27 protein-coding genes are annotated in these 25,674 nt (G+C 38.5%); 20 read left to right on the top strand and 7 right to left on the bottom strand.

Annotated elements, in window-relative coordinates:
- Nucleotides 1–403 precede the first annotated feature (403 nt).
- From AACS92_RS11405 to AACS92_RS11360, 10 genes are all read left to right on the top strand, one after another.
- The gene (locus AACS92_RS11405) at nucleotides 404–634 is read left to right on the top strand and encodes a type II toxin-antitoxin system Phd/YefM family antitoxin (RefSeq protein WP_099111325.1); all 231 of its coding nucleotides are present in this window, start codon (nucleotides 404–406) and stop codon (nucleotides 632–634) included.
- Complete coding sequence (locus AACS92_RS11400) at nucleotides 634–1,020, top strand: type II toxin-antitoxin system VapC family toxin (protein WP_099111324.1); 387 nt, start codon at nucleotides 634–636, stop codon at nucleotides 1,018–1,020. Before AACS92_RS11405 ends, AACS92_RS11400 begins: the two co-directional genes overlap by 1 nt.
- 188 nt (nucleotides 1,021–1,208) lie before the next feature.
- A complete protein-coding gene (locus tag AACS92_RS11395; protein ID WP_099111323.1) occupies nucleotides 1,209–2,381 on the top strand; it encodes a phage tail sheath protein in 1,173 nt (390 codons plus the stop codon).
- Between the two features lie 11 nt (nucleotides 2,382–2,392).
- Nucleotides 2,393–2,911, top strand: coding sequence for a phage major tail tube protein (locus AACS92_RS11390; protein WP_038265769.1), 519 nt, complete (start codon nucleotides 2,393–2,395; stop codon nucleotides 2,909–2,911).
- A gap of 98 nt (nucleotides 2,912–3,009) precedes the next feature.
- Nucleotides 3,010–3,327, top strand: a complete 318-nt coding sequence (locus AACS92_RS11385; protein WP_099111322.1) for a phage tail assembly protein — start codon at nucleotides 3,010–3,012, stop codon at nucleotides 3,325–3,327.
- Nucleotides 3,328–3,338: 11 nt separating this feature from the next.
- Nucleotides 3,339–3,461 carry a GpE family phage tail protein gene (locus AACS92_RS11380; protein ID WP_086955987.1) on the top strand — a complete coding sequence of 41 codons (123 nt, stop codon included), beginning with the start codon at nucleotides 3,339–3,341 and terminating at the stop codon, nucleotides 3,459–3,461.
- Nucleotides 3,454–6,840, top strand: a complete 3,387-nt coding sequence (locus AACS92_RS11375; RefSeq protein ID WP_099111321.1) for a phage tail protein — start codon at nucleotides 3,454–3,456, stop codon at nucleotides 6,838–6,840. Before AACS92_RS11380 ends, AACS92_RS11375 begins: the two co-directional genes overlap by 8 nt.
- On the top strand, nucleotides 6,837–7,385 hold the full coding sequence (locus tag AACS92_RS11370) for a phage tail protein (RefSeq protein ID WP_099111320.1): 549 nt from the start codon (nucleotides 6,837–6,839) through the stop codon (nucleotides 7,383–7,385). The genes AACS92_RS11375 and AACS92_RS11370 overlap by 4 nt, the downstream gene beginning before the upstream one ends.
- A complete protein-coding gene (locus AACS92_RS11365; RefSeq protein WP_099111319.1) occupies nucleotides 7,382–8,836 on the top strand; it encodes a phage late control D family protein in 1,455 nt (484 codons plus the stop codon). Before AACS92_RS11370 ends, AACS92_RS11365 begins: the two co-directional genes overlap by 4 nt.
- Before the next feature lie 99 nt (nucleotides 8,837–8,935).
- Nucleotides 8,936–9,184: an ogr/Delta-like zinc finger family protein gene (locus AACS92_RS11360; RefSeq protein WP_099111318.1), complete on the top strand. Its 249-nt coding sequence runs from the start codon at nucleotides 8,936–8,938 to the stop codon at nucleotides 9,182–9,184.
- Between the two features lie 171 nt (nucleotides 9,185–9,355).
- Here the strand turns inward: AACS92_RS11360 and AACS92_RS11355 are convergent, their stop codons facing one another.
- Nucleotides 9,356–9,583, bottom strand: a complete 228-nt coding sequence (locus tag AACS92_RS11355) for a YdcH family protein (protein WP_099111317.1) — start codon at nucleotides 9,581–9,583, stop codon at nucleotides 9,356–9,358.
- Nucleotides 9,584–9,854: 271 nt separating this feature from the next.
- Between AACS92_RS11355 and eco the strand changes: the two genes are divergently transcribed.
- The 6 genes from eco (at nucleotide 9,855) to AACS92_RS11325 (ending at nucleotide 14,849) form a co-directional block, all read left to right on the top strand.
- Nucleotides 9,855–10,328: a serine protease inhibitor ecotin gene (eco, locus tag AACS92_RS11350; protein WP_099111329.1), complete on the top strand. Its 474-nt coding sequence runs from the start codon at nucleotides 9,855–9,857 to the stop codon at nucleotides 10,326–10,328.
- Nucleotides 10,329–10,550: 222 nt separating this feature from the next.
- Complete coding sequence (gene aqpZ / locus AACS92_RS11345) at nucleotides 10,551–11,246, top strand: aquaporin Z (protein ID WP_099111316.1); 696 nt, start codon at nucleotides 10,551–10,553, stop codon at nucleotides 11,244–11,246.
- A 197-nt stretch (nucleotides 11,247–11,443) separates the two neighbouring features.
- Complete coding sequence (locus AACS92_RS11340; RefSeq protein WP_099111315.1) at nucleotides 11,444–12,349, top strand: ATP-grasp fold amidoligase family protein; 906 nt, start codon at nucleotides 11,444–11,446, stop codon at nucleotides 12,347–12,349.
- Between the two features lie 35 nt (nucleotides 12,350–12,384).
- The gene (locus AACS92_RS11335; protein WP_099111314.1) at nucleotides 12,385–13,383 is read left to right on the top strand and encodes a glycosyltransferase family 2 protein; all 999 of its coding nucleotides are present in this window, start codon (nucleotides 12,385–12,387) and stop codon (nucleotides 13,381–13,383) included.
- A 97-nt stretch (nucleotides 13,384–13,480) separates the two neighbouring features.
- Nucleotides 13,481–14,386: a glycosyltransferase family 2 protein gene (locus tag AACS92_RS11330; RefSeq protein ID WP_099111313.1), complete on the top strand. Its 906-nt coding sequence runs from the start codon at nucleotides 13,481–13,483 to the stop codon at nucleotides 14,384–14,386.
- Nucleotides 14,387–14,411: 25 nt separating this feature from the next.
- Nucleotides 14,412–14,849, top strand: a complete 438-nt coding sequence (locus AACS92_RS11325) for a GNAT family N-acetyltransferase (RefSeq protein ID WP_099111312.1) — start codon at nucleotides 14,412–14,414, stop codon at nucleotides 14,847–14,849.
- Nucleotides 14,850–14,940: 91 nt separating this feature from the next.
- Here AACS92_RS11325 and AACS92_RS11320 read toward each other — a convergent pair whose 3' ends face one another.
- On the bottom strand, nucleotides 14,941–16,143 hold the full coding sequence (locus tag AACS92_RS11320; protein WP_193756978.1) for an MFS transporter: 1,203 nt from the start codon (nucleotides 16,141–16,143) through the stop codon (nucleotides 14,941–14,943).
- Between the two features lie 120 nt (nucleotides 16,144–16,263).
- Between AACS92_RS11320 and AACS92_RS11315 the strand changes: the two genes are divergently transcribed.
- Entirely contained in the window at nucleotides 16,264–16,851 is a 588-nt protein-coding gene (locus AACS92_RS11315) for a TetR/AcrR family transcriptional regulator (protein ID WP_099111311.1), read from the top strand.
- Nucleotides 16,852–16,912: 61 nt separating this feature from the next.
- On the opposite strand, the gene AACS92_RS11310 is transcribed toward AACS92_RS11315, so the two are convergent.
- Nucleotides 16,913–17,497 (bottom strand): ATP-dependent Clp protease proteolytic subunit, encoded by a 585-nt coding sequence (locus AACS92_RS11310; RefSeq protein ID WP_099111310.1) that lies wholly within the window; start codon nucleotides 17,495–17,497, stop codon nucleotides 16,913–16,915.
- 410 nt (nucleotides 17,498–17,907) lie between these two features.
- Here AACS92_RS11310 and AACS92_RS11305 point away from each other — a divergent pair, with 410 nt between their 5' ends.
- Genes AACS92_RS11305 through AACS92_RS11295 form a run of 3 tightly spaced genes read left to right on the top strand, consistent with a single transcriptional unit; the run spans nucleotide 17,908 to nucleotide 21,153 of the window.
- Nucleotides 17,908–18,915: an L-tyrosine/L-tryptophan isonitrile synthase family protein gene (locus AACS92_RS11305; RefSeq protein ID WP_099111309.1), complete on the top strand. Its 1,008-nt coding sequence runs from the start codon at nucleotides 17,908–17,910 to the stop codon at nucleotides 18,913–18,915.
- A 54-nt stretch (nucleotides 18,916–18,969) separates the two neighbouring features.
- The gene (locus AACS92_RS11300) at nucleotides 18,970–19,845 is read left to right on the top strand and encodes a TauD/TfdA dioxygenase family protein (protein ID WP_099111308.1); all 876 of its coding nucleotides are present in this window, start codon (nucleotides 18,970–18,972) and stop codon (nucleotides 19,843–19,845) included.
- A 27-nt stretch (nucleotides 19,846–19,872) separates the two neighbouring features.
- Entirely contained in the window at nucleotides 19,873–21,153 is a 1,281-nt protein-coding gene (locus AACS92_RS11295; protein ID WP_099111307.1) for a glycosyltransferase, read from the top strand.
- A gap of 89 nt (nucleotides 21,154–21,242) precedes the next feature.
- Here AACS92_RS11295 and AACS92_RS11290 read toward each other — a convergent pair whose 3' ends face one another.
- The 4 genes from AACS92_RS11290 to AACS92_RS11275 all read right to left on the bottom strand — a co-directional run bounded on the left by AACS92_RS11290 (nucleotide 21,243) and on the right by AACS92_RS11275 (nucleotide 25,644).
- Entirely contained in the window at nucleotides 21,243–21,818 is a 576-nt protein-coding gene (locus tag AACS92_RS11290; protein ID WP_099111306.1) for a YceI family protein, read from the bottom strand.
- A 16-nt stretch (nucleotides 21,819–21,834) separates the two neighbouring features.
- Nucleotides 21,835–22,395 carry a cytochrome b gene (locus tag AACS92_RS11285; protein WP_099111305.1) on the bottom strand — a complete coding sequence of 187 codons (561 nt, stop codon included), beginning with the start codon at nucleotides 22,393–22,395 and terminating at the stop codon, nucleotides 21,835–21,837.
- A gap of 430 nt (nucleotides 22,396–22,825) precedes the next feature.
- A complete protein-coding gene (gene pepT / locus AACS92_RS11280) occupies nucleotides 22,826–24,058 on the bottom strand; it encodes a peptidase T (RefSeq protein WP_099111304.1) in 1,233 nt (410 codons plus the stop codon).
- Between the two features lie 35 nt (nucleotides 24,059–24,093).
- Entirely contained in the window at nucleotides 24,094–25,644 is a 1,551-nt protein-coding gene (locus tag AACS92_RS11275; protein ID WP_099111303.1) for an AbgT family transporter, read from the bottom strand.
- Between the last annotated feature and the right edge of the window lie 30 nt (nucleotides 25,645–25,674).

Here is a 25,674-nt window from a genome sequence, read left to right as displayed (position 1 = left end):
CGATATCGCTGGCAACATCGACTTTGCCTTCGATTTTGCCACCGGTTTTAGGGTACGCATTTTGAGCTAGGTTTCTGGTTTCCGTTAATCCGAGGTTTTCTACAATCCCTGAGCTATCACAATCCGCGCCAAGATCATTGCTATTAACTTATAAGATCAAAAAATAGTGGTAAAAATGAACCTATTTAATTTGCTAAAAAATAACCAATCTCTTCAATGAACTCGAATAACGCAAAAAAGAACAAATTTTGAACTGAAATGTTAACTTTATGTAATTGCTTTTACGCGATACTGGATTAACACAATCAGTGCTCAATGTATTGAGAAATGATTCGGACATCTTTTGACGGTTATCTCTTCTGAGCCTATTATATTAGCTAAGTTAGCTAATGGAGGGTGTTTTATGACCATACAGGCGAATATGCACGAGGCTAAATCTCATCTGAGCCAACTGGCAGATCAGGCGGCTGACGGTGAAATTGTCATCATCGCAAAATCCGGTAAACCTTATGTTCAACTGATCCCTGTTATACAGCATGACAGAACGCCGGGGGGATATCAGGAGCTTATTTCTATAGATAACAGTTTTTTTGAAGTTGATTTTGAAATTCAGAAAATGTTTGAAGGTGACTAATGAAACGCCTTCTGATTGATACGCATGTTTTTATTTGGTGGCTGACTGACGATCCTGCGTTGGGGCAAATGAGCCGTAGCGTTATTTCCCGTGGTAGTAATGTCGTTTATGTCAGTGCTGTAACACCTTGGGAAATATCAATTAAGCGTTCTATTAATAAGCTACATTTTGAAGCTGATATTGATGAGGCTATGGAGAAAAATCGATTTTACCCTCTGTCCATAACCCACGCACATGCTGAACAGGCAGGAGAACTACCCAGATATCACGGGGATCCATTTGATAGGATGCTTATAGCTCAGTCTCAGATGGAAGGATTGATCCTCGTGTCTGCTGATACTGTATTTAGTCAGTACGGTATACGCCTTATGAATGCCAGAACATAATCTATCTACACTCATTCAAACGCCGGTGATCCGGCGTTATTTTTGACGGAAACTTCAATTCAATACACTGATTAAAAAAGAAAATATTAATCCCTCTTTGTACCTCCTTTCACACACCGCCAATCGAATGATTTCCCTCATCTAATCCGCCAATATATGCCCACACCTTAACAGGAGAGAACGCTAATATGGCACAAGATTATCATCACGGAGTCCGTGTACAGGAAATTAACGAAGGTACTCGTACCATTACTACCGTTAGCACTGCTATCGTCGGTATGGTTTGTACTGGCCCTGACGCAGACGCAAAAACATTTCCATTAAATACTCCGGTTCTGCTTACTGACGTTATGAGCGCCAGTGGCAAAGCCGGGCAAAAAGGCACTTTGTCCGCATCACTAAAAGCAATCGCTGCTCAGGCTCTGCCTGTGACTGTAGTTGTTCGTGTGGAAGAGGGCGAATCTGAAGAAGCAACTATTTCTAACATTATCGGTGGTGTTACCGAAGCTGGTAAGAAAACCGGTATGCAGGCACTGTTGGCGGCACAAAGCCAGCTCGGTGTTAAACCACGTATTCTGGGTGTCCCGGGTCTGGATTCAAAAGCAGTGGCTGCTGAACTGGCAAGCGTTGCCCAGAAACTGAAAGCAATGGCGTATGTCAGCGCTTATGGCTGCAAAAATATCTCTGAAGTTATCAAATATCGTGACAACTTCAATCAACGTGAATTGATGCTGATTTGGCCTGACTTCCTGAGCTGGGATACTGTTACTAACAGCGAATCTATCGCGTTTGCAACTGCTCGTGCTTTGGGTCTGCGCGCCAAAATTGACGAAGAAACCGGCTGGCATAAAACCCTGTCCAACGTGGGCGTTAACGGTGTGACTGGTTTGTCTGCTGATGTCTTCTGGGATCTGCAAGATACTGCGACTGACGCTGATCTGCTGAACAAAAGTGGTGTTACTACCCTGATCCGCAAAAACGGTTTCCGTTTCTGGGGTTCCCGTACTTGTGCGGATGATCCATTGTTCCAGTTCGAAAGCTATACCCGCACCGCGCAGGTTCTGGCTGACACCATGGCTGATGCACACATGTGGGCAATCGACAAACCACTGACTCCATCACTGGTACGCGACATTATTGAAGGCATCAATGCTAAGTTCCGCGAACTGAAAGCGGGTGGTTACATCATTGATGGTCGTTGCTGGTATGACGACAAAATCAACGATAAAGACACTCTGAAAGCAGGCAAATTGACCATCGACTACGACTATACACCTGTACCGCCACTGGAAAACATGATGTTACGCCAGCGTATTACAGATAGTTACCTGATGGATTTCGCGAAAAGTATCAATAAATAAGGGGCTAACTGATGGCATTACCTCGCAAACTTAAGTACCTGAACTTGTTCAACGATGGCAACAACTATCAGGGTATCGTGGAAGAACTGACGCTTCCTAAACTGAGCCGAAAACTGGAAGCTTACCGTGGTGCCGGTATGAACGGTAGCGCAATGGTAGATCTGGGTCTGGATGAAGGCGCATTGGATGCTGAATTCACTCTGGGTGGGATCGAATCTCAGCTGTACAAACAGTGGGGCATCGCTCAAGTGGATGGTGTCATGCTGCGCTTTGCTGGCTCTTTTGAGCGCGAAGATACAGGTGATGTGGTTGCAGTTGAAGTTGTGATGCGTGGCCGCTTCCAGGAGTTCGATCACGGTACTTATAAACAAGGCGACAACACACAAACCAAAATTACCGCTAAAAACACTTACTTCAAACTGACCTGGGATGGCGAGGAACTGATTGAAATCGATACCGTCAACATGGTTGAAAAAGTGGGCGGAGAAGATCGTCTGGCACAGCATCGCCGCGCTATCGGTCTGTTCTAATCGCTCTTTTGATTAATAAATTTTAAAACTTATTCCCTGTCTCACCCAGCATATTTTCGGCTGAGGCAGGTTTTTACTCGGATAAACAAGGTTGAATTATGACTGAAGCACTGAAAACTCAAAATGAAGATCTGCGCACAATCGAACTGGAAACTCCACTGGCGCGAGGCAACGGAAAAATCACGGAAGTGACGGTACGTAAACCTACCAGTGGTGCGCTGCGCGGTGCTCGTTTACAGGCACTGCTGGAAATGGATGTGGACTCTATGTTGCTGATTCTGCCACGTGTCACCACACCTGCATTGACCAAGAATGACCTGATGATGATGTCACCCGGTGATCTGATTAATCTCAGTGTGGAGGTGGTCAATTTTTTGTTGCCGAAGTCGGTCAAGTCCGATTCCCAGAACGATTAACCGTTGATGAACTGGTGGCAGATATTGCCACCGTTTTTCACTGGAGACCGGCAGATACAGATGAAATGTCACTGTCGGAATTATTGGACTGGCGACATCGGGCCATTTTAAGAAGTGGTGCAGAAAATGAGTAATGTACAGTCACAGCTTGATAAGGTATTAAGTACCGTTAGTAAGCTGACCAGTTCTTTTAAATCTGTTCAACAACAGCAAAAAAAGCTGGTTGGTTCAGTAGATAAAATTTATAACCAGTTTAAAAAGCTTAATAAGACTGTCGAAGGGTTAAAACCAGTTGTTGGTTATGCGCAGGAAACTGCGCGTATGCGCGCCGATCTTAAAGCTTATAATCAAACAATTAAGCAATCTTTCTCTGCGCGGCAGAGTTCCTCAAAGGTGACACAAGTCAGTGCCGCCAGCCAGTCAGTAAATATTACCCAAATAACTCAAAGCGTCAGACAGGAAAATTCATCTGGTAAAAAAAATGAATTGAATGTTGGTGTAACGGGTAATATGACTAACAATTTTAAATTGTTAGATAAATTGGTCATTAATATTAATCCTCAAATAACAATTTTATTTGGCATGCTGAATAAGATTAATGGGGTTTTGAATTTAACGGCTGGTTTTGTAAATATTACATTCCAAACAATTATAAATAAAATACAAATATTCAGCAATGTAGGTATAAGGGCATTTGATTCCTTAAGAATCAGTCTAAATATATTTACATTGTTGGGAATTCAGGCATTTGTTGATTTAAGAACCAATCTAAACTTTTTTGTGCAGCTCGGCGTTAGAGCTTTTGTCGCGCTCAGGGCAAGTTTAAGTATTTTTGTCCAATTGGGTCTTCAGGCTTTTGCTGATTTAAGAGCCAGCCTAAACTTTTTTGTTCAGCTGGGTGTTCGGGCTTTTATTGCGCTCAGGGCAAGTTTAAGTATTTTCATCCAACTGGGCCTTCAGGCTTTTACTGAATTAAGAGCAAGTTTGAACTTTTTTGTGCAACTAGGTATTCGGGCTTTTGTAGAACTAAGAGCAGGCCTGAACTTTTTTATGCAGTTGGGAATTAATGCTTTTGTTGAGCTAAAGGCCAATCTGAATATTTTTGCCCAATTTGGGATTCAGATTTTTGTTGATCTGAGAGTTAGTCTGAACAAATTTGCAGAATTAGGGCGTCAGGCACTGGATACATTAAAGTCCAGTTTGAACACTTTTGCACAGTTAGGTATTAAGGCGTTGGATACATTGAAATCCAGCCTGAATAGATTTGCAGAATTAGGTAGTCAGGCACTGGATACATTGAAATCTAGTTTAAATGCTTTTGTGCAGCTAGGGATACAGGCGCTGAATAAATTAACACATCCTTTAGATGTATTTGTCCAGTTGGGACTTAGTGCTTTTGAAGAATTAAAATCCAGTCTGAATTTCTTTGCTCAATTAGGTATTCAAGCACTGGATAGATTGAAATCCACATTGGAAGCATTTGTCCAGTTAGGATTGAATGCTTTTAATGAGTTAAAATCTCGCCTGAATTTCTTTGCTCAATTAGGTATTCAAGCACTGGATAGATTGAAATCCACACTGGAAGCATTTTTTCAGTTGGGACTTAGTGCTTTTGAGGAATTAAAAGCCAGCCTGAATTTCTTTGCTCAATTAGGTGTTCAGGCACTGGATAAATTGAAATCTACGTTGGATGCATTTGTTCAACTGGGAATTCAGGCTCTGAATAAATTAACGGCACCGTTGGATATATTTGCTCAATTAGGAACTCAGGCACTGGATAAATTGAAATCTACGTTGGATGCATTTGTTCAATTGGGAATTCAGGCTCTAAATAAATTAACGGCACCGTTGGATATATTTGCTCAATTAGGAACTCAGGCACTGGATAAATTAAAATCCACGCTGGATGCATTTGTCCAATTGGGAGTTCAGGCTCTGAATAAATTAACTTCTCCTTTGGATGTATTTGCCAAATTAGGTATACAGGCTCTGGAAGAATTAAAAGCCAGCCTGAATTTCTTTGCTCAATTAGGGATTCAGGCCCTGGATAAGTTGAAAGCTAGTCTGGATATTTTTACTCAAATAGGAGTTCAGGGGCTGGAAGAATTAAGAGCCAACTTGAATAGATTTGCTCAGGTCGGTATTCAGGCTATGGAGAATTTAAGAGATGGCTTAAAAGCATTTGCACAATTCGGAACTGAGGCTTTGGAAGCACTAAGAGCTGCCATGGATTTCTTTGGTAAAACCGGGGATAAAGTTTTTGGCTCACTAAATAATGGTGCTGATTTGCTATCTAACAAAGGAAATAAAGATTCTTTTGGAAAACAGAGAAGGGGCTTAGGGGCATTAGGGAATATTGGGCAAAAAGTTTTCGGAGTTTTGGGAAACGGCATAAATGTTCTGGCGAGTGTCGGTGTAAAAGGATTGTCTTTTTTAAGTAATGCTTTTAGCACATTAGGTAAGGTAATGATGTTTCTTGGCCGGGCTATGATGGCAAACCCAATTCTTGCCATTATTGGTGTCATCGCAATGGCTGCTATTTATATTTGGCAGAATTGGGAGTCACTGGGACCGAAATTTATGGCCTTATGGGATAGCGTGAAAAATATCTTCAGTGGTGCCTGGGAGGGAATTAAAAACCTTGTCAGCATAGCATGGGAAGGTATTAAGAGCTTTTTCATGGATGGTGGCTTAATTGGCATTATCTACAATAACTGGGACACGATTAAACAAAGTGCTTCGGAAGCCTGGGAATGGGTTAAGTCCACAATTAGTGGTGCTTGGGAGTCAGTTAAACAGAATACATCTGAAATCTGGGAAAGTGTCAAAAAATCAATCTCAGATAAATGGGATGAAATTGTTGCCGATATTCAGGCTATTCCAGAGAAATTAAAAACTGCCGGTTCGGATATGATCGATAATCTGTTGACTGGTATTCAGGAAAAATGGGAAGCACTGAAAGGTAAGATTTCTGCTATTACTGACGTCTTCACATCATGGTGGAAAGGCGATGAGAAAAAGGAAGTTGCACTAAAGAAAACAGAGGAAATTACTAAAAACGAAACAGCTCAGCAGGTTAAACAAGTACAGCCGCCCCTATACGATAAAGGTGGCTATGTCCCTGTTGGAAAAACAGCCATTGTTGGCGAACGTGGTCCTGAACTTGTCAGTGGTGGGGCAAGTGTTACTAGTCGTTTAGATACGGCGAAGTATGCAGCCGTGGGAGTTGCCATCAGCGCGATGTCATTACCTGTTGCAGCGCAGAACGCACCGTTACATGCACAAAGTCTGCCTGCTCATGCCTATGAGGAAGTTCAGGCAAAACAAATGCGGAGCCAGCCGCAGCAACAAGCTAGCGCCGCGCCGCAATACAACATTTATGTCTATGGCTCTCAGGGACAGTCCGCGCAGGATATCGCCCGAATGGTCAGACAGGAACTGGAACAACGGGAACGTATGCAGCAAGCCCGTATGCGTAGCTCACTTTCTGACAGAGGAGAAGGTTTCTTATGATGGCTGCACTTGGTTTATTTGTTTTTATGCTGAAAACCACTCCGTACCAAAGTTTCCAGCATAAACAAAGCTGGAGACATGCCTTCAATAGCCGTGTGGGAGCACGGCCTGCATGGCAGTTTGTTGGTTCAGATAACGATACCATCACGTTATCAGGAGAGTTATATCCTGAATTGACTGGCGGTTCGCTTTCACTGACGGCACTAACGTTAATGGCCGATAGCGGTAAAGCCTGGTCTTTTATTGATGGTAGTGGTTCGATTTATGGCATGTTCGTTATCGAAAGTATTGATGAAACAAAAACGGAATTTATGTCTGGTGGCGCGCCTCGTAAAATCAGCTTCACACTGACTTTACGACGAGTGGATAACAATCTTTCAGAGATATTGGGGGATTTACAGGAACAGCTATCTGATATTAAAGGTAAGCTCCCTAAGTCATGGAAAGAGATAACTGATATTACGGATAAGCTACCTAAATCGTGGAATGAGCTTTCTGAATTTAAGGATGAGATCATGGGTAAAGGTAAGGGAGTTCTCTCATGATAGATTTTAATCAATGGGTGCCAAGTACCGATTCAGTTCCGCGGTTTGACTTGGTTACTGGTAAAGATGGAATGCCTGCTTTTCGGTTGGAAGCCAATAAACAGGATATCACCAACAATATTCGGTCGCGTTTAATGTCGTTAACCTTGACGGATAACCGTGGTTCAGAATCGGATCAGCTTGATATTGAATTAGATGATGCGGACGGAAATCTTATATTTCCTTTACGGGGCGATATTCTGACATTGGAATTGGGGTGGCATGGACACCCCTTGACCCCAAAAGGAAAGTTTGTTGTTGATGAAATTGAACATTCAGGCGCTCCTGATCGTTTGACCATCCGCGCTCGTAGTGCAGATTTTCGTGGTGATCTGAACGCTAAGCGTGAAGTCTCTTATCATAAAATCACATTAGAAAGTCTCGTGAGTACGATTGCTATGAGAAACCAACTGACATTTAAGATCAGTAATGAATTGAAAGGAATCTCTATGCATATTGACCAGACTAACGAATCTGATATCAGCTTATTAACACGGATAGCTAAGCAGGAAGGGGCGATTGCGTCAGTTAAAAATGGCGAATTATTGTTTATCTGTCAGGGAAAGAACAAGACATCCAGTGGTACAGCTATTGAGCCTGTTGTAATTACACGTGAATCAGGGGATAGCCATCGTTTTTCGTTGTCTGATCGTGAAGCCTACACTGGAGTAAAAGCTCAATGGTTGGATACAAAAACAGCGTCTAAACAAACAGTAACCTATAAACGAGATGTGACGAAAAAAAGCACCGTTGAAGTATCTGTTCACTATGAAAGTAGCAAAACTCAATCGGCAACTAAAAAAAATCAGACATCTTTTACACCTGATTTGTCGAACCATAAAAATGAGCAAAAACTGAAGAAGGGGAAAGATAACAAACCGGGTTCCATTGATTTATCTAAAAAAAATCCTAAATCGAAAGAAGAGAAAAAATCTCCTTATGATAAAACCCGTCATAAGGGAGAAAATAGACATAATAAAAATACCGGTAAAACTGGAAAGCGTTCCTATGAGGAACAGCGAAAATCAGTGAAAGAGTCCCATCAAACAACAACGGCCAAACAGGAGGCGAAAGGATATTTACAGGGTTCTCCGGAGAATATACTGACCTTATCGCGGATATATCAGAATAAAGAGGATGCTGAACGTGCAGCCAAAGCTGCATGGGACAAAATCCAACGTGGGGTAGCTGAATTTTCTATCACTTTGGCTAAAGGGCGTGCTGATATCTATCCTGAGAAACCAGTTCATATTAAAGGGTTTAAGCCTCAGATAAACGATACTGACTGGACAATCGTAAAAGTCACTCATAACCTTAATGACAGCGGGTTCACTACGTCACTGGATCTTGAGGTTAAACTTGATGAGGTCGAAATTAAACCAGAAGCGAAAGATCCCAAAATAAACACTTGATCTCGATATGAGATCTTTGATATATTGTTCACCAGACAAGATGGTGTTATTTCAAGACTGTTATCCCAAGAACAATGCTTTCAAGAAAGGTGAACAATTATGATTAAGTGTCCTCTTTGTAATCAATCAGCACATACCCGTAGTAGCTTTGAGCATTCAAGCCAAACAAAAGAGCGCTATAACCAATGCCAGAATATCAATTGTGGGGCAACGTTCGTCAGCCATGAAACGTTTGTGCGCTTTATTTCTAAGCCAGGCGATGTTGAAAGTGTTACGCCGCATCCGAGGGCAAAAACTAAGAGACAACCTCGCCAGAAAGCTGCGCCACAAGCTGTTGTCACCCAATAAATAATAAAAAACCTTGCTCCAGTTTTTGCCACCTTTGATGGTGGCTTTTTTTATGGATATTGATAATTAAAGGTTCTCTTATTGAGAACCTTATGGCTGGGGCACAACAAAAACCTATCTCTTCATGAGACGCCCGCTTTTCAGCGTAGCAGGCGTCAGTCTATGGCAGGATTACTTCTGAGATTCCGCCTGTAAAATCCTTTGCATCTCATCCTTTATATGGAGTTTTTCTTTTTTTAATCGCATGACTTTTTCGTTATAGCCAGCCCCATTCGGGCCTTCAAGCTGCGATATTTCATGGTCAAGACGGTTATGTTTTTCAAACAAGGATTGGAAACGAGGGTGGGAGTCTTTCAGGTTGGATACTAAATCACGATCTTCTGCAAATTCTGGAAACATGGGACCTCCAATTACGAAGTTTACTACCACACTATGAGTGTAGCAGCCCATTGTAATACCAGATTTGAGAGATATCACATAAAAAATATTTTATAAAAATGGTGTATCTCTATGATTGTTAATGTAAATTTATTCTCCACTGAAGGAGGTGTTATTTCCTTTTAAAATAATAGTGGTAAAAATCAGTACCTTGCCAAAAAAGCATAATTTATTACTGAATTTTCGCTGTTATGATTCTCTTGCGTTGTTAAACATACCAAGAGGTGAAAAAATGAAAAAGTATCTACTTGCTTTAGCTGCTATGAGCGTTTCTGTTTATGCCCAGGCTGATAAAACTAATGATCTGGCTTCATTCCCTGAACCTTCAGAGGGCATGGTTCGCAGTGTAATTACGCTAACACCTGAAAAGGACGAAAATAATTACATGGTCGAATTGATGATTGGAAAAAGTATGATGGTAGATTGCAATCATCACTGGTTTGGTGGAAATCTTGAAACCAAAAATATCGATGGTTGGGGATATAATTATTATGAATTGGATAAAGTAGCTGGCCCAATGTCAACAAAAATGGCCTGTGCAGATCAGAAAAAAACCATGAAGTTCGTGACAGTGAATTTAGATAAGGATGCATTTATACGTTATAACAGTAAATTACCAATCGTAGTATATACACCGAAAACGATAAAAGTTAAATATCGTATTTGGCAGGCATCAGATAAGGTTAATGCATCAGTAGAGAAATAAATTACTAATTAAGTAACTCAACAACCTGAGTTTAATATCAGTAAACTCAGGTTGTTATGTTGATTAAATAAATACATCTTTGCTAATTATTGAAATCACTACTCTCCGTATTTTCTTGTCATCTATTTTCTGCTGATGAATCCTTGCACATATTTAAAAATACTAACTAAACTTTGTTTGGATTCTTTTGCATTCATGCAGGTATCTTTGAGGAATCATATAATGTTTAAAAAATTATCGGCAGAGTTCTTAGGAACTTTTTGGTTAGTGTTCGGAGGGTGTGGAAGTGCTGTTTTAGCTGCGGCATTCCCACTGCTTGGGATTGGTTTTGTGGGAGTATCACTGGCTTTTGGTTTAACAGTTGTGACTATGGCATATGCTGTCGGTCATATCTCAGGAGGACATTTTAATCCGGCTGTCACATTAGGTCTATTTGTTGGTGGGCGTATTCCAGCCAAAGATGTCATTCCTTATATTATTGTTCAGGTGGTTGGTGGAATTGCCGCCGCAGCGGTATTGTATTTAATAGCCAGTAGTCAGAGTGATTTTGATGCAACGGAAAGTGGTTTTGCTTCCAATGGTTATGGGGAACATTCTCCCGGAGGGTTTTCATTACAATCTGCCATTATCATTGAGTTGGTATTAAGCGCATTTTTTCTGATTGTGATTTTTGGAGTAACAGATAAAAATGCATCAATTAAATTTGCGCCATTGGCGATTGGTTTAGCGTTAACTCTGATTCACCTAATTAGTATACCTGTAACAAATACATCGGTTAACCCTGCAAGAAGTACAGGAGTGGCTATTTTTCAAGGAACCTGGGCGATAGAACAGTTATGGTTATTCTGGCTGACTCCCTTGATTGGTGGAATTATTGGAGGCTTGATATATAGATGGTTATTACAAAAAAATGAATAAATGATAAATGTTGTTCTGTTATTAAATGCCATGCGATAGTATGGCATTTTTCCATGTAGAGTAAAGAGTATTAATTCGCTCTTATAGAGTAAATGTTTAAGAATGTTATGGTAGCATCTATAAAGATATTAATATGAAAATTTAATTAGAGTTAAAGTTGGTTATAAATTTTTATCTATGATAAAGAACTTATCTATATGAATAAATACCTCAAGAAGTTAAGAAATAAATTTTTCTACCATATATGTGATTTATTCCCTGAGTTTGTTACAAAGTCAATTTATAAAGAGAGATTAAATAAAAATCTTAATCTGATAACTCCCGTTACATTTAATGAAAAATTACAATGGTTAAAATTAAATACATATAAGAACAATAAGTTAGTGACTCAGTGTTCTGATAAATTTTCTGTTAGAGGTTATGTAAAAGATAGAGGGTGTGAAGAAATACTAATATCCCTTTATGGCTCTTGGGATAAAGCCAGCGATATCGATTGGGATAATCTTCCTGATAAATTTGTTATGAAGTGCAATCATGGTGCATGTTATAACATCATATGCAGAGATAAAAAAAACCTTAATATTGTTGATGAAGTCAAAAAATTAAACCACTGGATGAGGGAAGATTATTGGCGTAAGTCTGTGGAAATGGTATATAAAAATATATCTAAGAAAATCATATGTGAAAAATTCATTGAAACAAAAGATGGGTTATTACCTTACGATTACAAAATATTTTGTTTCAATGGAAAAGCTGAGTTTGTCATGGTATGTGCTGATAGGGAATCAGGAAAGCAAAAATTTTATTTTATGAATAGAAATTGGGAGTTATTACCTTATGGTATGGATTATATGGATATTAATCTTGATTGCCTGATAAAGCCAGAAAACTTTGAAAAATTATTTTACTATGCTGAAAAATTGGCACAGCCATTTCCATTTGTCAGAGTTGATTTATATCTAAATGATAAAATAATAAATTTTGGTGAGTTGACTTTTATTCACTCTGCGGGCATGGATAATGAGTTAAATAGTAAAGAAAATAAAAATATAGATAAAAATATTGGCGCTCTTATTGAATTGGATTTTAATAATAGAAGTTGAATTAAAAGTAATGAATTAATATAAGGGTTTGTTTCATGAATAAAGATGTTCCTAAAATTTCTGTAATAATGTCCGTTTTCAATGGTTGTGAATTTTTGTCTGAAGCCGTAGAATCAATTCTCAGTCAGTCGTTTTATGATTATGAATTTATCATAGTTAATGATGCCTCAACGGATAATACAGATCAGGTACTCTTTGAGCTTCAGAAGAGAGATAGCAGAATAAAAATTATCACGAATGCCTATAATATGGGCCTTGCTAAATCTTTGAATATGGCTATATCTCTCTCCAGAGGGGAGTTTATAGCCAGAATGGATGCTGATGATTATTCATATCCAGATAGACTCAAAAAGCAATATGAGTTTATGGTTGAGAATACTGATATTATTGTGTGTGGTACATCTATGAGTATCCATGAAGAACCGGGTAATAATAAAATTCCACCTTTAAGTCATGAAGAAATAATATCCCGCATTGCATTTGACTGTCCTTTCTATCACCCTACTGTAATGATAAGAAAAGAGGCTTTTCTGAAGCTAGGGGCTTCTTATCCTGAAAATTATAAAAAAGCACAAGATTATGGATTATGGGTAAGTTTATTTTTATTAACAATTGGTGAAGGTTATAGGTTTATTAATCTTCCTGATGTTTTATTAAAATACAGAGTGCATCCTGAGAAGGTAAGGGACGATTATTATAATGAGCAGTTGCTTTATTCAGCTGAATCTCAATTTAAATTAATGTCTTATTTAGGTATCAAAGTGGACTTTAATAGTTTAGCAAAAATAAATTTGAGAAATAAGCTATCAGGTTATGAAATTATTAAACTAAATAAAATATTGAAACAAATAGCAATGGGAATAATGTTGTTGTTGGCTCAGAAAGATAGGGAGTATGTTCATGATATATTAATAGCCAAGCAATATAAACTGTATTCTAGGTCTAAGATAAGTAATTTATTGGGAGTCTTATTAAAAATTTATTCTAGATTTCTTTACTTCTCTAATAGAAAAAAGATAAGGTTATTCTTATAACTTTATTCAGTTAAAATAATAAATCTAAATCAGATAATATAGATTATTGAAGTATGCAAAAAATATAATAGGGCATTGGTTGTATATCGAGGTCGATATGGTACCTATACTATCCATCATTATTACGGCACATAATTTCGAGAATTTCATTAACAATTGCTTGATAAGTATAAAAAGGTGTATTGATGTTAATGAAAATCGTGCAATTGAAATTATATTAATTGATGATAAATCTAATGATAAAACATCTAAAGTTATGATGGATTTTGCAAACTCAGAAAATAATAATGCTAAATATTTTAGAACAGAGTTTGGTAATATTGGTAAGGTAAGGAATTTTTCCATTCTGAATAGCTTTGGTAAATATATAACCTTCATAGATGGTGATGATGTAATTCCTTTATTCGACCTTGATACGGTATTGGATTTTTTAGTTTCTAACGAAGTTGATATTCTTATATCAAAAATTAATGATGTCTATAAAGATTCTGATTATATTGCCCAATCTAACTTTATCCTACCATTAAAATTAACACAAAATGAAGCTGTTAGAGAATTTTTGAAGCATAAAAAATTTCAGGCTCATTTGTGTGGGAAGTTTTTTAATAGAAGGCTATTTGATTGTATAAAAATACCTGAAGTTGTTTGTTATGAAGATGCACTTATCTTTCCTGATATCTTAGTGATAAGTAAAGATATCTTTATAACAAAATCTGTTTTTTATAACTATATAAAACGGATTGGTAGTTTATCAAATGACATTAATCCTGATAAAGCCAATATTATGGCTGATGCGATTATACATATGAATAATGTCTTTGGTGAAAAATATAAAAACATTATTACTACTCATGCTGTAGAGCATCTTTTAAAAAATAAAAGATTGTTATCAGGTGAAAGAATGAATTATTTAAAATACATGATAAAATCAGTAAATAAAATTTCATATTTTTTGGATCCCAGTGTAAGATTCAGTTTCAAGAGAAAAATATTAAAGCTGTAATTTGATACACTTAAAGGGGAATAATATGAAGCAAGCTATGCAATGGAAACGTGAAGATTATTGGATTACAACAGATAAAAGTAATATTGATGTCAATTTTGTGCATAATAACCTTACCCAATTATTTTGGGCTAGAGGAATTGAATTTGAAAAAGTTAAAACTGCGGTAGAAAATAGTTTATGCTTTTTATTATCCCATCAAGATAAAAAAATCGGATTCGCTAGGCTAATAACTGATTTTTCTACGTTTTCTTATGTTGTAGATGTATTTATTATTGATGAGTATCAAAAGAAAGGATTAGGGCGCTGGTTAATGGAGTGTGTTTTACAGCATCCAGCCGTTACCGATGTAGATCATGTCACACTGGTAACGTCTTCAGCAAGCTGGCTTTATAAGAAACTGGGATTTAAACCTGTTACAGAGCAAGATTTCGTCTGGACACTAGAGAAAAAGCAAAAGTAGTCACTTTATTTAATCCAATTTGCTAATTCCAGGACTCAATTTTTTCGGATTGCATATTACCTGTGAGCGTATTTTTATAGCCTGATTTTGATCAGGCTTTTTTAGATTTCATTTTTTTAATGTCAGAGAATAAAGTCAGTAATCCTATGAAAGCCATACTGCAACCTGCCCATAATGGTGCTTTTAATCCCCAACCTAAACTAATGAATAATCCACCTAACGAAGCACCAATGACAACGCCAAGTGTAATGACAGAGGTATGAATAGTATTCACAAATGGGCGACCGTTAGCTGTTCTCATTACCCGTGTAACCATAGCTGGATTCATTGTGACACCAACTAAGCCAATTCCTATTAATGAAAATGTGGCGAGTAATTTGTTTTCAGCAAAAGTCCCAAATAGCATGAGAAATAAGGTTAATAGTGTTAAGCCAGCTACTAGAATGATGATCGTATAACGTTCAGCTAATTTTCCAACAATGATATTACCTATTATTGTAGCAATACCATAGAGGATAAGCAGGCTGGCAATTGTTTCTTCTTGATAACCTGTCACGTCTTTTAATATGGGGGTGAAGTAAGTAAAGGCGGCAAAAGTAGCACCAATAATCAGCAAACTGGTGGAAAAAGCTCGCCATAATTCTGGATTGTTAAGAGTATGAAATTCAGCCCGTAAACTGATTGAAGATTGTTTTGGAATAAACGGAAGCCAGAATAAGCTAATGATCCCGGCAACAGTAGCGAGGGCAGTGGTTGTCCAAAAGCTGATCCTCCAGCCAATATATGTACCTATCAGGTTCGCTATTGGTAATCCTAATATAGTTCCTATCATAATACCGGAGAGAACAATAGAGATTGCCCACCCTCGCTGCTGCTCTGACACAATTTCTGCGCAAATAGATACAGACATACCAAAAAAGGCACCAGAAACAGCTCCGGTTATTACTCGAGCAATTGCCAGAACGGTATAAGAATCAGCTAATGCTCCAAGTATTTCGCCGATAATAAAAATCAAATAAAGGGTAAGTAATGCAGTTTTAGGAGGCGTTTTTAATAACCCCAGTGTAAGTAACGGACCACCAAAAGTCATTGCCAAAGCATATAGAGAGACCAGATAACCAATTTCAGAAATAGAAACGTTTAAGTCATCAGCCATGATTGTCACCATACCTGTGACCTGAAATTCGCTGGTGACCATAGCGAAGACGCCGAATGCCAGTATATAAATAGACAGAGGGATCGTACTTTTAGTTATTGCAGCTGGAATAGCGATATTGCCTTTACATTTTTCCATTTTATCGCCTTGCTTATCGAATGTTTATTTTGTAGTGGTTATTACAAAATTATCTTACTTGCGAAAATTGATCAAGGGATTTATGTTATTCTCACTACATAAATAAAGAAGGTACATATAATGGCATCGCGTGGACGTCCTTTAAGTTTTGATCGTGAGGTTGCGCTTCAACGAGCAATGGAGGTTTTTTGGTCTAAAGGATATGAAGGAACACAACTTGTTGATCTAACCGCGGCAATGAATATCAATCCCCCTAGTTTTTATGCAGCATTTGGCAGTAAAAAACAGGCTTTTTATGCGGCGGTTGATTTATATATTAAAACCATAGGCGCTAAAGCTATGGATAGCCTTAACAATGCAGAAAGTGTAAAGCAAGGGTTGCGGGCTATGTTAGAGGTTTCTGTGGAAGTGGCTACTTCGAATCAGTCAGGTGGATGTTTACTCGTTCTGGGAATAGTCAATAATTTACAAGAAAACGAGGATGCTTATACTTACCTGAAAGAGGTTCGTCAATATACATGGAAGCTAATTCACACACGGATAGCGAAAGCAGTAGCAGATGGTGAATTATCGGGTGAAACAGAGACAGGAAAATTAGCATCTTATTTTTTGGGGATTATGCAGGCCATTTCATTTCAGGCTCGTGATGGAGTTTCCAGAGAAGATCTCATGGGTTTGATTGAGCCTGCAATGGCTGTAATACCCTGATAAATCGCCAACGCCATTACAGGTCACACATATAGCCTGATAAATTGCCAAACAGCCATTGCTATCCTGCTTTCAATTCACTCCAGTGGCTGATAATTTGCCCGACGATGCCGTAATCACGGGCTTCCTCCGGCCCCATCCAGAAATTACGGTCGGTGTCTTTTGCCACTTTATCTATAGGGTGCCCGGTGGCTTCACTGATAAGCTGATTTATACGGCCACGCATTTTTAATATTTCTTTTGTTTCAATTTCGATATCGGTAGCTCTTCCCTGAACGCCACCTAAAGGCTGGTGGATCATAAATCGGGTATTAGGAAGGCAATAACGATGTTCTTTTTTGGCGGCAAGGAAGAGAGTAATACCTGCACTGGCGACCCAGCCAGTACCAATCATAAGAACCTCTGGCTTAATAAATTTGAACATATCATGCAGAGTATCCCCGGATTCGACGTGTCCACCCTGACTGTTAACAAAAACTTTTATAGGGTTATTATTGAATTCCTGTAGTAGAAGAAGCTGAGTTATCACTTTTTCAACCAACTGTTGGTTGATTTCACCGGAGATAATTATAGAACGTGATTGAAAGAGTTTGTCGTGGAAAAGTGGCGTGATGAGATGATTTTTTTCTAGGCTGTTGTCTGTCATTTCTATTCTCACTTAAAAAATATTGTTTTGATGATATTTATTATAGTCGTAAAATCATTTCCATGCATAAATGTAACAATATATATGAATTAATTTTTTTAATTTATTTAATATGGTGGATATTTTGTTTTTGAGTCATTTGTTAATTGTTTTTTATATTTTGTTTTTTATTGTTGTTATTATCTTTCATATGTAACTCATATAATAAAATTAGTTATATGCATTGTGTGTTGATATTTATGTATCATTTGATTTGTTTTTTATGGGATTAATTTCTCTGTTATTTTAAATGATTATAACGCGATTGATTTTTGTTATATCAGTAAGGATTTCAGTAAATATCTAATACAAATATTCCGTAATTAGGATTTATTTGTATTGATGAGAATGTAATAAATTAGGAATTCATTATGGAACACTTTGATATAGAAAAAATATCGGAAAAAATCTTGCATGAATTACTACAATATCGGCGTCGCTTTCCCACATCTGAGTATACAATTGAATACGAAGAACAATACGTTGCCGTGGTTCAGTTACCACGTATTCGTGCATTTGTTAAACAGAGTAAAACAATCCAATGTATTCTACCGGCATTTCCGACGAAATCACCGAATCCTAGGAAAGTACTGGGTACGGTACCTGATATGGCAGAAAAGTTATCATTGATTTTTTTGAACTCTTTATGTCAACGGATTCAGCTTTATTACCCACCGGGAGCAAATATTGTTATTTGTTCTGATGGGCATGTATTTAGTGATTTAATTCGAGTTAATGATGAAACAGTTACTCATTATCAATTAGAGCTTGAAAAGTTATTACATGAGTTGGGAGCAACTAATCTCTCGGTTTTTACTCTGAGTAATGTTGAATTGTTCTCTCAATATACCAATGATTATAATAAATTACGTAATCTTTTGGTTAATAGTTACGCATTTTCTAGTGAAAAAGTGAAATCTATATTAAAAGGAAGTGAAGAAGGAATTCAATTATATAGGGCAATTACTCGTTTTCTTTACGAAGACAGCTTATTACCGGAATATGTTGGGTCTAAAAATGCTTTACAGAAAGATGCACGTCAGCGGGCTATTGGGGTAATTCAACGGAGCTGGGCTTGGGGACATTTACTGGCTGGACTATTCCCCGATGCTATTCGTCTTTCCATTCATCCTCAGCCTATAAACAGTATTAAAATTGGTATCCATATGATGCCTACACGGGATGATTGGCTAACTCCGTGGCATGGCGTTGCTGCCAATATCAACGGTCAGTTTATATTGATGAAAAGTGATGAGGTGAAAAAAATGAAAGGAAAACTGGTAGAAATCCGTGGTATTCCCAGTCATTACGTGATCGATGAGGTTGAGGAAGCAAGTCAAAACCAAACATTTTTGACTGTTGCATCATCGGCGCAGTGAGTTAATTGTTCTGAAAGAAATTCAAAATTATATTTTATCTTGAGAAAAAACATTATGCATATAAGTGAACTTGCTTGTCATACTGAACCTATTACACCTTTTGGAGTGTTAATTACTCCTGGCCGGGAAGGACAGGAAATTACCTCATTACCAGTTAATATGCTACGTGAGTTAGTTCGTAATCATTTGTTGGTTGTATTGCGAGGCTTTTCTTCTGGTTTTACCGACCCCAAAAAATTAACTGAATATTCCCAGAATTGGGGAGAAATCATGATGTGGCCTTTTGGCGCGGTATTGGATGTAATGGAGCAAGCTGAGCCTTCTGATCATGTATTAGATAGAACTGAAATACCACTGCACTGGGATGGTATGTACAGGCAAACTATTCCGGAATTTCAGATATTCCATTGTGTTTCTGCTCCAGCTGTCACTCAGGGAGGGCGTACAACATTTGTAAATACTGAGCAGTTAATTATTGATGCTAATGAACATGAGCGTCATATCTGGGGAAAAATCATGGTTACTTATCGCACAAGTCGTGTGACGCACTATGGTGGTGAGGTAGTTTCTCCACTGATATGCCTTCATCCCAATGGTCGTAAATGGGTAATGCGTTACAACGAACCTATGGCTGTTGATAGTGAAAAATATTCTGATCATCACTCAGTTAAATTTGAGGGTTTTTCATCAGCGCAACAGAGTGCTTTTGAGAAGGAGTTGAAGGGTAGGCTTTATGCACCATGTTATCTCTATGTTCATCAGTGGCAGACAAATGATGTTTTGATTAGCGATAATTTTACTTTATTACATGGAAGAGAGTCATTTGTTACCCGTTCTTCCCGTCATCTCCAGAGAGTTCATATTCACGGAACACCCATATGTAATAACACCAGTTTTAAGATGGTTGATATTCCATATTTAGATCGTTAGACAAATTAATTGAGGGGATTTTAATTAATGGCACGTATTGTTTTAGCGGCTATTGCAACTCCTGGGCATGTTTTCCCAATCTGTACTATTGCAAGACACTTAATCGGGCAAGGGCATGATGTCACAATATTCAGCGGAGCGCTTTTTCGTCATCAGTCTGAGGCCTTAGGAGCGCGTTTTGTTGCTTTTGATTCAATTGTAGATGTTGATTATCGTAATCTGGAGCAGACATTTCCTGAGCGTGCCTTGCATCCTCCGGGAAATGCTCAGACATCGTTTGCCCTTAAGCAGTTTTTTGCTGCGCCAATTCCCGTACTGTATCCTCAATTGCAACAATTGGTTGAAGATGCTGATTTGCTAATTTCTGATAATACGTTTTATGCCATATTACCACTATTACAGAAACCTGCTAATGAGCGTATCCCTATCATTGTGGTCGGGGTAACACCACTACTATTGTCATCTAAAGATTCTATATTCTGGGGGGCGCGTATACCTCCGGAATTGCTTCCTGTTGATTTGAAGCGAGAACAATTGGTGGACGAGGAAACACGGGAATTAATTATGCAGGTACGGAATGCCTTTAACATCGCTTTGACGGCGGTAAAGTCTCCTTTACTTACACAGGATCATAATGATGTGATTGTGAAACAATCAGATCGTTTTTTACAATTGGCTACTCAGTTGTTTGAGTTTCCACGTGATGATTTGCCTGAATCGCTGGATTTTATTGGTTCGCTGGCAGTTGATGTGCGGGATGATAAAACTCAGCTGAAGTGGTCAGATGAAAGCTTACCACTTGTTATTGTCACACAAGGAACGCTAGCCAATGTTGATTTTACTCAATTAATAATACCGACTTTACAGGCACTATCAGGTTTACCTGTACGGGTTTTGGCTATTACTGCAGGGAGGCCAGTCGAAATGCTAGGTAAATCTATACCAGATAACGTTAGGGTAGTAGAGTATCTTGATTTTGAGTACTGGCTTCCTCGTTCAGTAGTTTTTATCACTAATGGTGGTTACGGTTCTCTCAATGCCGCTATTCGTCATGGTGTCCCTATGGTTGTGGCGGGTACAGGAGATGGTAAGCTGGAGGCTGTTGCTCGTGTCATTTGGGCGCGCTGTGGCATCAGCTTGAATACAGATACCCCGAGTAAACAGCAGATATATCAGGCAGTAACTCGTATCCTCTCCTCAGGAGAATGGTATCAGCAGGCGCAGAGACTTAAGGCTAATTATGCGGCTCATAATGCTTTGGAAACAATTACACACCACGTTAATACATTAATTGCATCGCAGATTTAAATTGCTAAGAGATTTGGAGTTGCAGATCTATTGATCTGCAACTTGAAAAATGAAAATAAGGGGATAGGTAGTTAAGGAGAATACCAAACTTATTCCTTAACCCCTTCTACAGAAATGATTAACTCCACTTCCTGAGATTTTGGCCCTAAGTCGGTTTTAATATTGAAGTCTTTCAATTTAATTTTACCGTTCGCTTCAAATCCGGCGCGATAACCACCCCACGGATCTTTACCTTCTCCCATCAGCTTCGCTTGTAGTGTGACTGGTTTGGTTACACCATTGAGAGTCAGTTCACCAATAACTTTGTACTGTTCACCCACTTTTTCCACTTTGGTTGAGGTAAATTTGGCTTCCGGGTATTTTGCTGTGTTTAAAAAATCAGCACTACGTAAGTGTTTATCACGTTCAGCATGGTTGGTATCTATACTGTCAGTTTTAATGATAACACTAACTTTATCAGTGGTCGGATTTTTGCTATCGAAGGTAAAATTACCATCAAATTTTTTGAAATTACCATAAACCCAGCTCATACCTAAATGCTGAATACGGAACTCAATAAAGGCGTGTTGGCCGGCAGTATCAATTTTATAGTTGGATGCCATTGCTGAGTTTGCACCCATAAATAAAACACCCGCAGTCAGGCCGATTAACGTCTTTTTCAACATAATGATTCTCCAAAATTTATTTTGTGTCTGGCGGGAAACCAAACATTCTTTTTAGCGTACTATCACGATCAATAAAGTGATGTTTTAAAGCAGCAAGCCCATGTAAAAGGGAAAGTACAACAATCAGCCAGGCAAGATATAAGTGGATAATACCTGCGGTATCTGCTTGTACCCCTTGTCTTGCCAGTGTGGCAGGGATTTCAAACCAGCCAAAAACACTGATGGGTTGACCATCAGCGGTGGAAATAAAGTATCCGCTGAATAAAATGCCAAACAGGACGATATAAAGGGTGAGATGAGCCAGTTTTGCACTGATCCGGGTAAGCTGGCTGTAACTGCTCAGAGGTTTTGGCGGGGGAGAAATGAATCGCCAGATAACACGAATGACCATGACGATAAAAACCAAAAAACCAATGCTTTTATGCAATTCAGGTGCACTGTGATACCAGCTATCATAATAGCTTAATGTCACCATCCATAACCCCAGCATGAACATTCCATAAACAGCAAGCGCAATTAACCAGTGGATCAAAACAGAGACATGACCAAATTGTCTGGAAGTGTTTTTTAACAGCATATCGTTTCCTTATTTTTGATCACTTAAAAAAATAAAATCAACTAACACAGGATATAAACATAAATGAAAATCCCAAGCATTATAATAGATGAAAGTTTGGTACGGTTTCTGTGAATTTCAGACAAATAATTTGTTTAAGAATATCAAAATTTATCAATAATGAATTTAATGAGTTCCTTTTCTGATTGGATAAAATAAAATGGAATAAATATATTCATCTTGGATATATAAAGATAAGTTAAATTAATTAAGCGAGATTCCGTATTTATGAATTCGGTTTATTAATTAAAAGTTGTTACTAAGAATATATCATTTGTAATTATTTCTGTTGTGAAGATAATTGCTGTTAATCTATAATATTATTTACTCTTGTGATTAAATAGCCACCAATTCACCAAATGATGGCTGTTTATTATTTAAATCTGTTTTTTTATTTTTTCCCAACTAAGCGACAAATGGTTTCCGTGACCAGATAGCTTTTTTCAAATGCACTAATCGGCAAAAACTCAAAACGAGAATGGAAATTCAATGCTCCGGTAAAGTAATTTGGTGTCAGGATACCTCTTGCAGATAAAGCCGAGCCATCTGTGCCTCCACGCATCGGAATGATATTAGCAGTAATTCCCTGAATTTTGAGTGCTTCAAGAATCAGGTCAATTGCGGTACGGTCGTCACCTAATGAGTCGCTAATATTGCTGTAGACATCTTCGATCTTATAATCTATTTTTGCCCGAGGGTGACGGGCACGGATAAGTTCAATTGACTGAGTAACATAATTTTTACGCTCTTTATAGCTATTGCGGTCAAAATCACGGATGGCCATTTTGATTTTTGCATTATCTGGATTGGCGATTAAGTTCGTAAAATAAAAGTAACCTTCCCGATGTTCAGTATGCTCAGGTGTATCATATTTATCAAAACAGCCGATAAAATCATATGCGACCCTGATTGGGTTTAGTAATACGTTCTTTGCCGACATTGGGTGTGTGGTAATGCCTGTGATTGTAATTTCGACAGAGCCTGCATTGAAGGTTTCATAGATGACTTCCCCCAGTGCACAGCAGTCAATTGTATAAGCAAAATCAACATTGAAACGGGATAAATCCATCAATTTGGAACCACGTAGCCCGATTTCTTCATCAGGAACAAAAGCCACATAGATATCACCACAGTCAAATTCCGCCTGCTGTAATTTATCCATCAGCTCCATGATAACTGTAACCGCAGCTTTGTTATCTGCACCAAGAACACTGGTTCCGTCGCTGAAAATGATTGGCTCACCGATATAAGGGGCGGCTTCTGGGTGTTCACTTGTTTTAAACCAGATATCTTCTTGACTGTTCAGGCATAAATCTTTTCCCTCATAAAGCAAGGTCTGAGGTTTTATTATTGCCGACAACCCGACATCAACGGTATCCAGATGGGCCACAAAACCAATCTTGGGGGCTGATGGTTTATTACCACGACGCACAGCATAAAGAATGGCGTGCTCATCAATATAAATATCAGCGAGGCCATAACCTTCCAGCTCTTTCGCTAATAATTCAGCCAGCTTACGTTGCCCTTCGCTACTCGGTACAATAATGCTGGAGGCATCACTCTGGCTTTCGATAGCTAAATAGCGGTAGAAACGTTGTTCAAGCTGTTGACCTAATTCATTCATTTTTTCTTCCCTCTTGTATTCAATATATGACAACACTATTGTGCAGGGTGCCATGTGTAACCACTGTCGAAACCAATCGGAATATCAAATGCCCAGAACACATAGAGTGTTGCCGTTAAAATAATCAGCAAGCCAATAGTGAATGGGAGCATCATTGAACATAAAGTGCCGATACCCGCATTTTTATAGTATTTCTGGCAATACATGAGAATCAAAGGATAGAACGGGAACATTGGCGTACTGACGTTCATAGCTGAATCACTCACCCGAAAAGCAGCTTGTGTTAATTCAGGAGAAATACCGACGGCCATTAGCATCGGTACAAGTACTGGCGCCATAATTGCCCATTTAGAAGTCGCTGACGTGATCATAATATTAATGATAGCCGTTAATATGATCACACCGAGTACGGTCAGACCGGATGGCATTTCGAGTGTACGTAATAGTTCTGCACCGGATAAGGCTAATAATGTACCCAGATTTGAATGATGAAATGAATACAGAAACTGAGCGGCAAAAAACACAAAAACTATAAATGGGATTAATGACTGCGTGATGTTTTCCATTGATTTAACGACATCACGGCTTGAAGTAAAGGATTTTGTTAAATAGCCATAAACGATACCCGGCACAGCGAAAAACAGGAATAAAAGCGGGACAACTATTTGCATAATAGGGGCTTTAGGACTGGTCATGCTGCCATCCGGTGCCCGCATTGGCGATGTTTCCGGCCATAATAAGGCGATAAGACCTATGCCCAGTAATAATACGGTGGATCCGGCAATTCGAAATGCACGATTTTCTTCAGGTGTAATTTTTTCCAGATCTTTGTCAGTGTCTGTTTCAATATTGGTTGAAACAGGGCAGTTCTTGTTCAACCAGGGTTCCACAATTTTCTCTGTGATGAACCAGCAGATTAAAATGACACCAAATGTGGCACCAAGGCTAAAAAAGTAGTTACAGAGCACATTCACATGGTAACCGGGCGCCATCATCTGAGCCGCATCCTGTGTAAAGCTCTGCATAATCGGATCAATGATAGAAGGCGTATAGCTTGCAGTGAAACCACCAGCAAGGCCGGCAAATGCGGTAGCAATACCCGCAAGAGGATGTCTGCCACAGGCATAAAACATCATGGCGGAAACCGGCATTAAGATAACATAAGCTGAATCCGACGCCAGATGTGAAACAATACCGACAAAAGCAACGGTTGGAGTCAGCATTTTGGGGGTAATAAAAGAAAGCATTTTTTTCAATGCTGTTTTTATAAAACCACTACTTTCTGCAATCCCAATTCCCAGCGTTGAAACGATTGTAATTCCGAATGGCGGGAAATTAATAAAATTTTTCACTGCCCCTGTCACGAATAATATAATTTCTTCATATTGGAAAAGATTAACGATAGCTATTTTCTCTTTCGAGACGGGGTGATAATAATTAAAATTTACGAAAGAAAGTAAAAACGATAAAAGCCAACAGATTATCAGGGCATACACAAATAGCATTGTTACGCCCGGCATAACATTACCTATACGCTCGACACGGTTTAAAAACCCTTTTTTTTCGGGATAAACATTTGTTGTCATATTTGCAATTTACTCAAGTTATTAGAATAA

Origin of the sequence: Xenorhabdus sp. KJ12.1, from assembly GCF_963876495.1 — a bacterium.
Lineage (GTDB): Bacteria > Pseudomonadota > Gammaproteobacteria > Enterobacterales > Enterobacteriaceae > Xenorhabdus > Xenorhabdus stockiae.
The sequence above is the reverse complement of the archived record's forward strand: the minus strand, read 5'-3'. Positions and strand labels throughout refer to the sequence as shown.

Excerpts from the sequence above, each read along its gene's own strand:
- AACS92_RS11275 (WP_099111303.1), bottom strand. The coding sequence starts at position 25,644 with ATGACAACAAATGTTTATCCCGAAAAAAAAGGGTTTTTAAACCGTGTC.
- AACS92_RS11370 (WP_099111320.1), top strand. The coding sequence starts at position 6,837 with ATGATGGCTGCACTTGGTTTATTTGTTTTTATGCTGAAAACCACTCCG.
- AACS92_RS11335 (WP_099111314.1), top strand. The coding sequence starts at position 12,385 with ATGAATAAAGATGTTCCTAAAATTTCTGTAATAATGTCCGTTTTCAAT.
- AACS92_RS11310 (WP_099111310.1), bottom strand. The coding sequence starts at position 17,497 with ATGACAGACAACAGCCTAGAAAAAAATCATCTCATCACGCCACTTTTC.
- AACS92_RS11300 (WP_099111308.1), top strand. The coding sequence starts at position 18,970 with ATGCATATAAGTGAACTTGCTTGTCATACTGAACCTATTACACCTTTT.
- AACS92_RS11285 (WP_099111305.1), bottom strand. The coding sequence starts at position 22,395 with ATGCTGTTAAAAAACACTTCCAGACAATTTGGTCATGTCTCTGTTTTG.
- AACS92_RS11390 (WP_038265769.1), top strand. The coding sequence starts at position 2,393 with ATGGCATTACCTCGCAAACTTAAGTACCTGAACTTGTTCAACGATGGC.
- AACS92_RS11320 (WP_193756978.1), bottom strand. The coding sequence starts at position 16,143 with ATGGAAAAATGTAAAGGCAATATCGCTATTCCAGCTGCAATAACTAAA.
- AACS92_RS11325 (WP_099111312.1), top strand. The coding sequence starts at position 14,412 with ATGAAGCAAGCTATGCAATGGAAACGTGAAGATTATTGGATTACAACA.
- AACS92_RS11340 (WP_099111315.1), top strand. The coding sequence starts at position 11,444 with ATGAATAAATACCTCAAGAAGTTAAGAAATAAATTTTTCTACCATATA.
- AACS92_RS11305 (WP_099111309.1), top strand. The coding sequence starts at position 17,908 with ATGGAACACTTTGATATAGAAAAAATATCGGAAAAAATCTTGCATGAA.
- AACS92_RS11375 (WP_099111321.1), top strand. The coding sequence starts at position 3,454 with ATGAGTAATGTACAGTCACAGCTTGATAAGGTATTAAGTACCGTTAGT.
- AACS92_RS11295 (WP_099111307.1), top strand. The coding sequence starts at position 19,873 with ATGGCACGTATTGTTTTAGCGGCTATTGCAACTCCTGGGCATGTTTTC.
- AACS92_RS11355 (WP_099111317.1), bottom strand. The coding sequence starts at position 9,583 with ATGTTTCCAGAATTTGCAGAAGATCGTGATTTAGTATCCAACCTGAAA.
- pepT (WP_099111304.1), bottom strand. The coding sequence starts at position 24,058 with ATGAATGAATTAGGTCAACAGCTTGAACAACGTTTCTACCGCTATTTA.
- AACS92_RS11405 (WP_099111325.1), top strand. The coding sequence starts at position 404 with ATGACCATACAGGCGAATATGCACGAGGCTAAATCTCATCTGAGCCAA.
- AACS92_RS11365 (WP_099111319.1), top strand. The coding sequence starts at position 7,382 with ATGATAGATTTTAATCAATGGGTGCCAAGTACCGATTCAGTTCCGCGG.
- AACS92_RS11330 (WP_099111313.1), top strand. The coding sequence starts at position 13,481 with ATGGTACCTATACTATCCATCATTATTACGGCACATAATTTCGAGAAT.
- eco (WP_099111329.1), top strand. The coding sequence starts at position 9,855 with ATGAAAAAGTATCTACTTGCTTTAGCTGCTATGAGCGTTTCTGTTTAT.
- AACS92_RS11395 (WP_099111323.1), top strand. The coding sequence starts at position 1,209 with ATGGCACAAGATTATCATCACGGAGTCCGTGTACAGGAAATTAACGAA.
- aqpZ (WP_099111316.1), top strand. The coding sequence starts at position 10,551 with ATGTTTAAAAAATTATCGGCAGAGTTCTTAGGAACTTTTTGGTTAGTG.
- AACS92_RS11400 (WP_099111324.1), top strand. The coding sequence starts at position 634 with ATGAAACGCCTTCTGATTGATACGCATGTTTTTATTTGGTGGCTGACT.
- AACS92_RS11385 (WP_099111322.1), top strand. The coding sequence starts at position 3,010 with ATGACTGAAGCACTGAAAACTCAAAATGAAGATCTGCGCACAATCGAA.
- AACS92_RS11360 (WP_099111318.1), top strand. The coding sequence starts at position 8,936 with ATGATTAAGTGTCCTCTTTGTAATCAATCAGCACATACCCGTAGTAGC.
- AACS92_RS11315 (WP_099111311.1), top strand. The coding sequence starts at position 16,264 with ATGGCATCGCGTGGACGTCCTTTAAGTTTTGATCGTGAGGTTGCGCTT.
- AACS92_RS11290 (WP_099111306.1), bottom strand. The coding sequence starts at position 21,818 with ATGTTGAAAAAGACGTTAATCGGCCTGACTGCGGGTGTTTTATTTATG.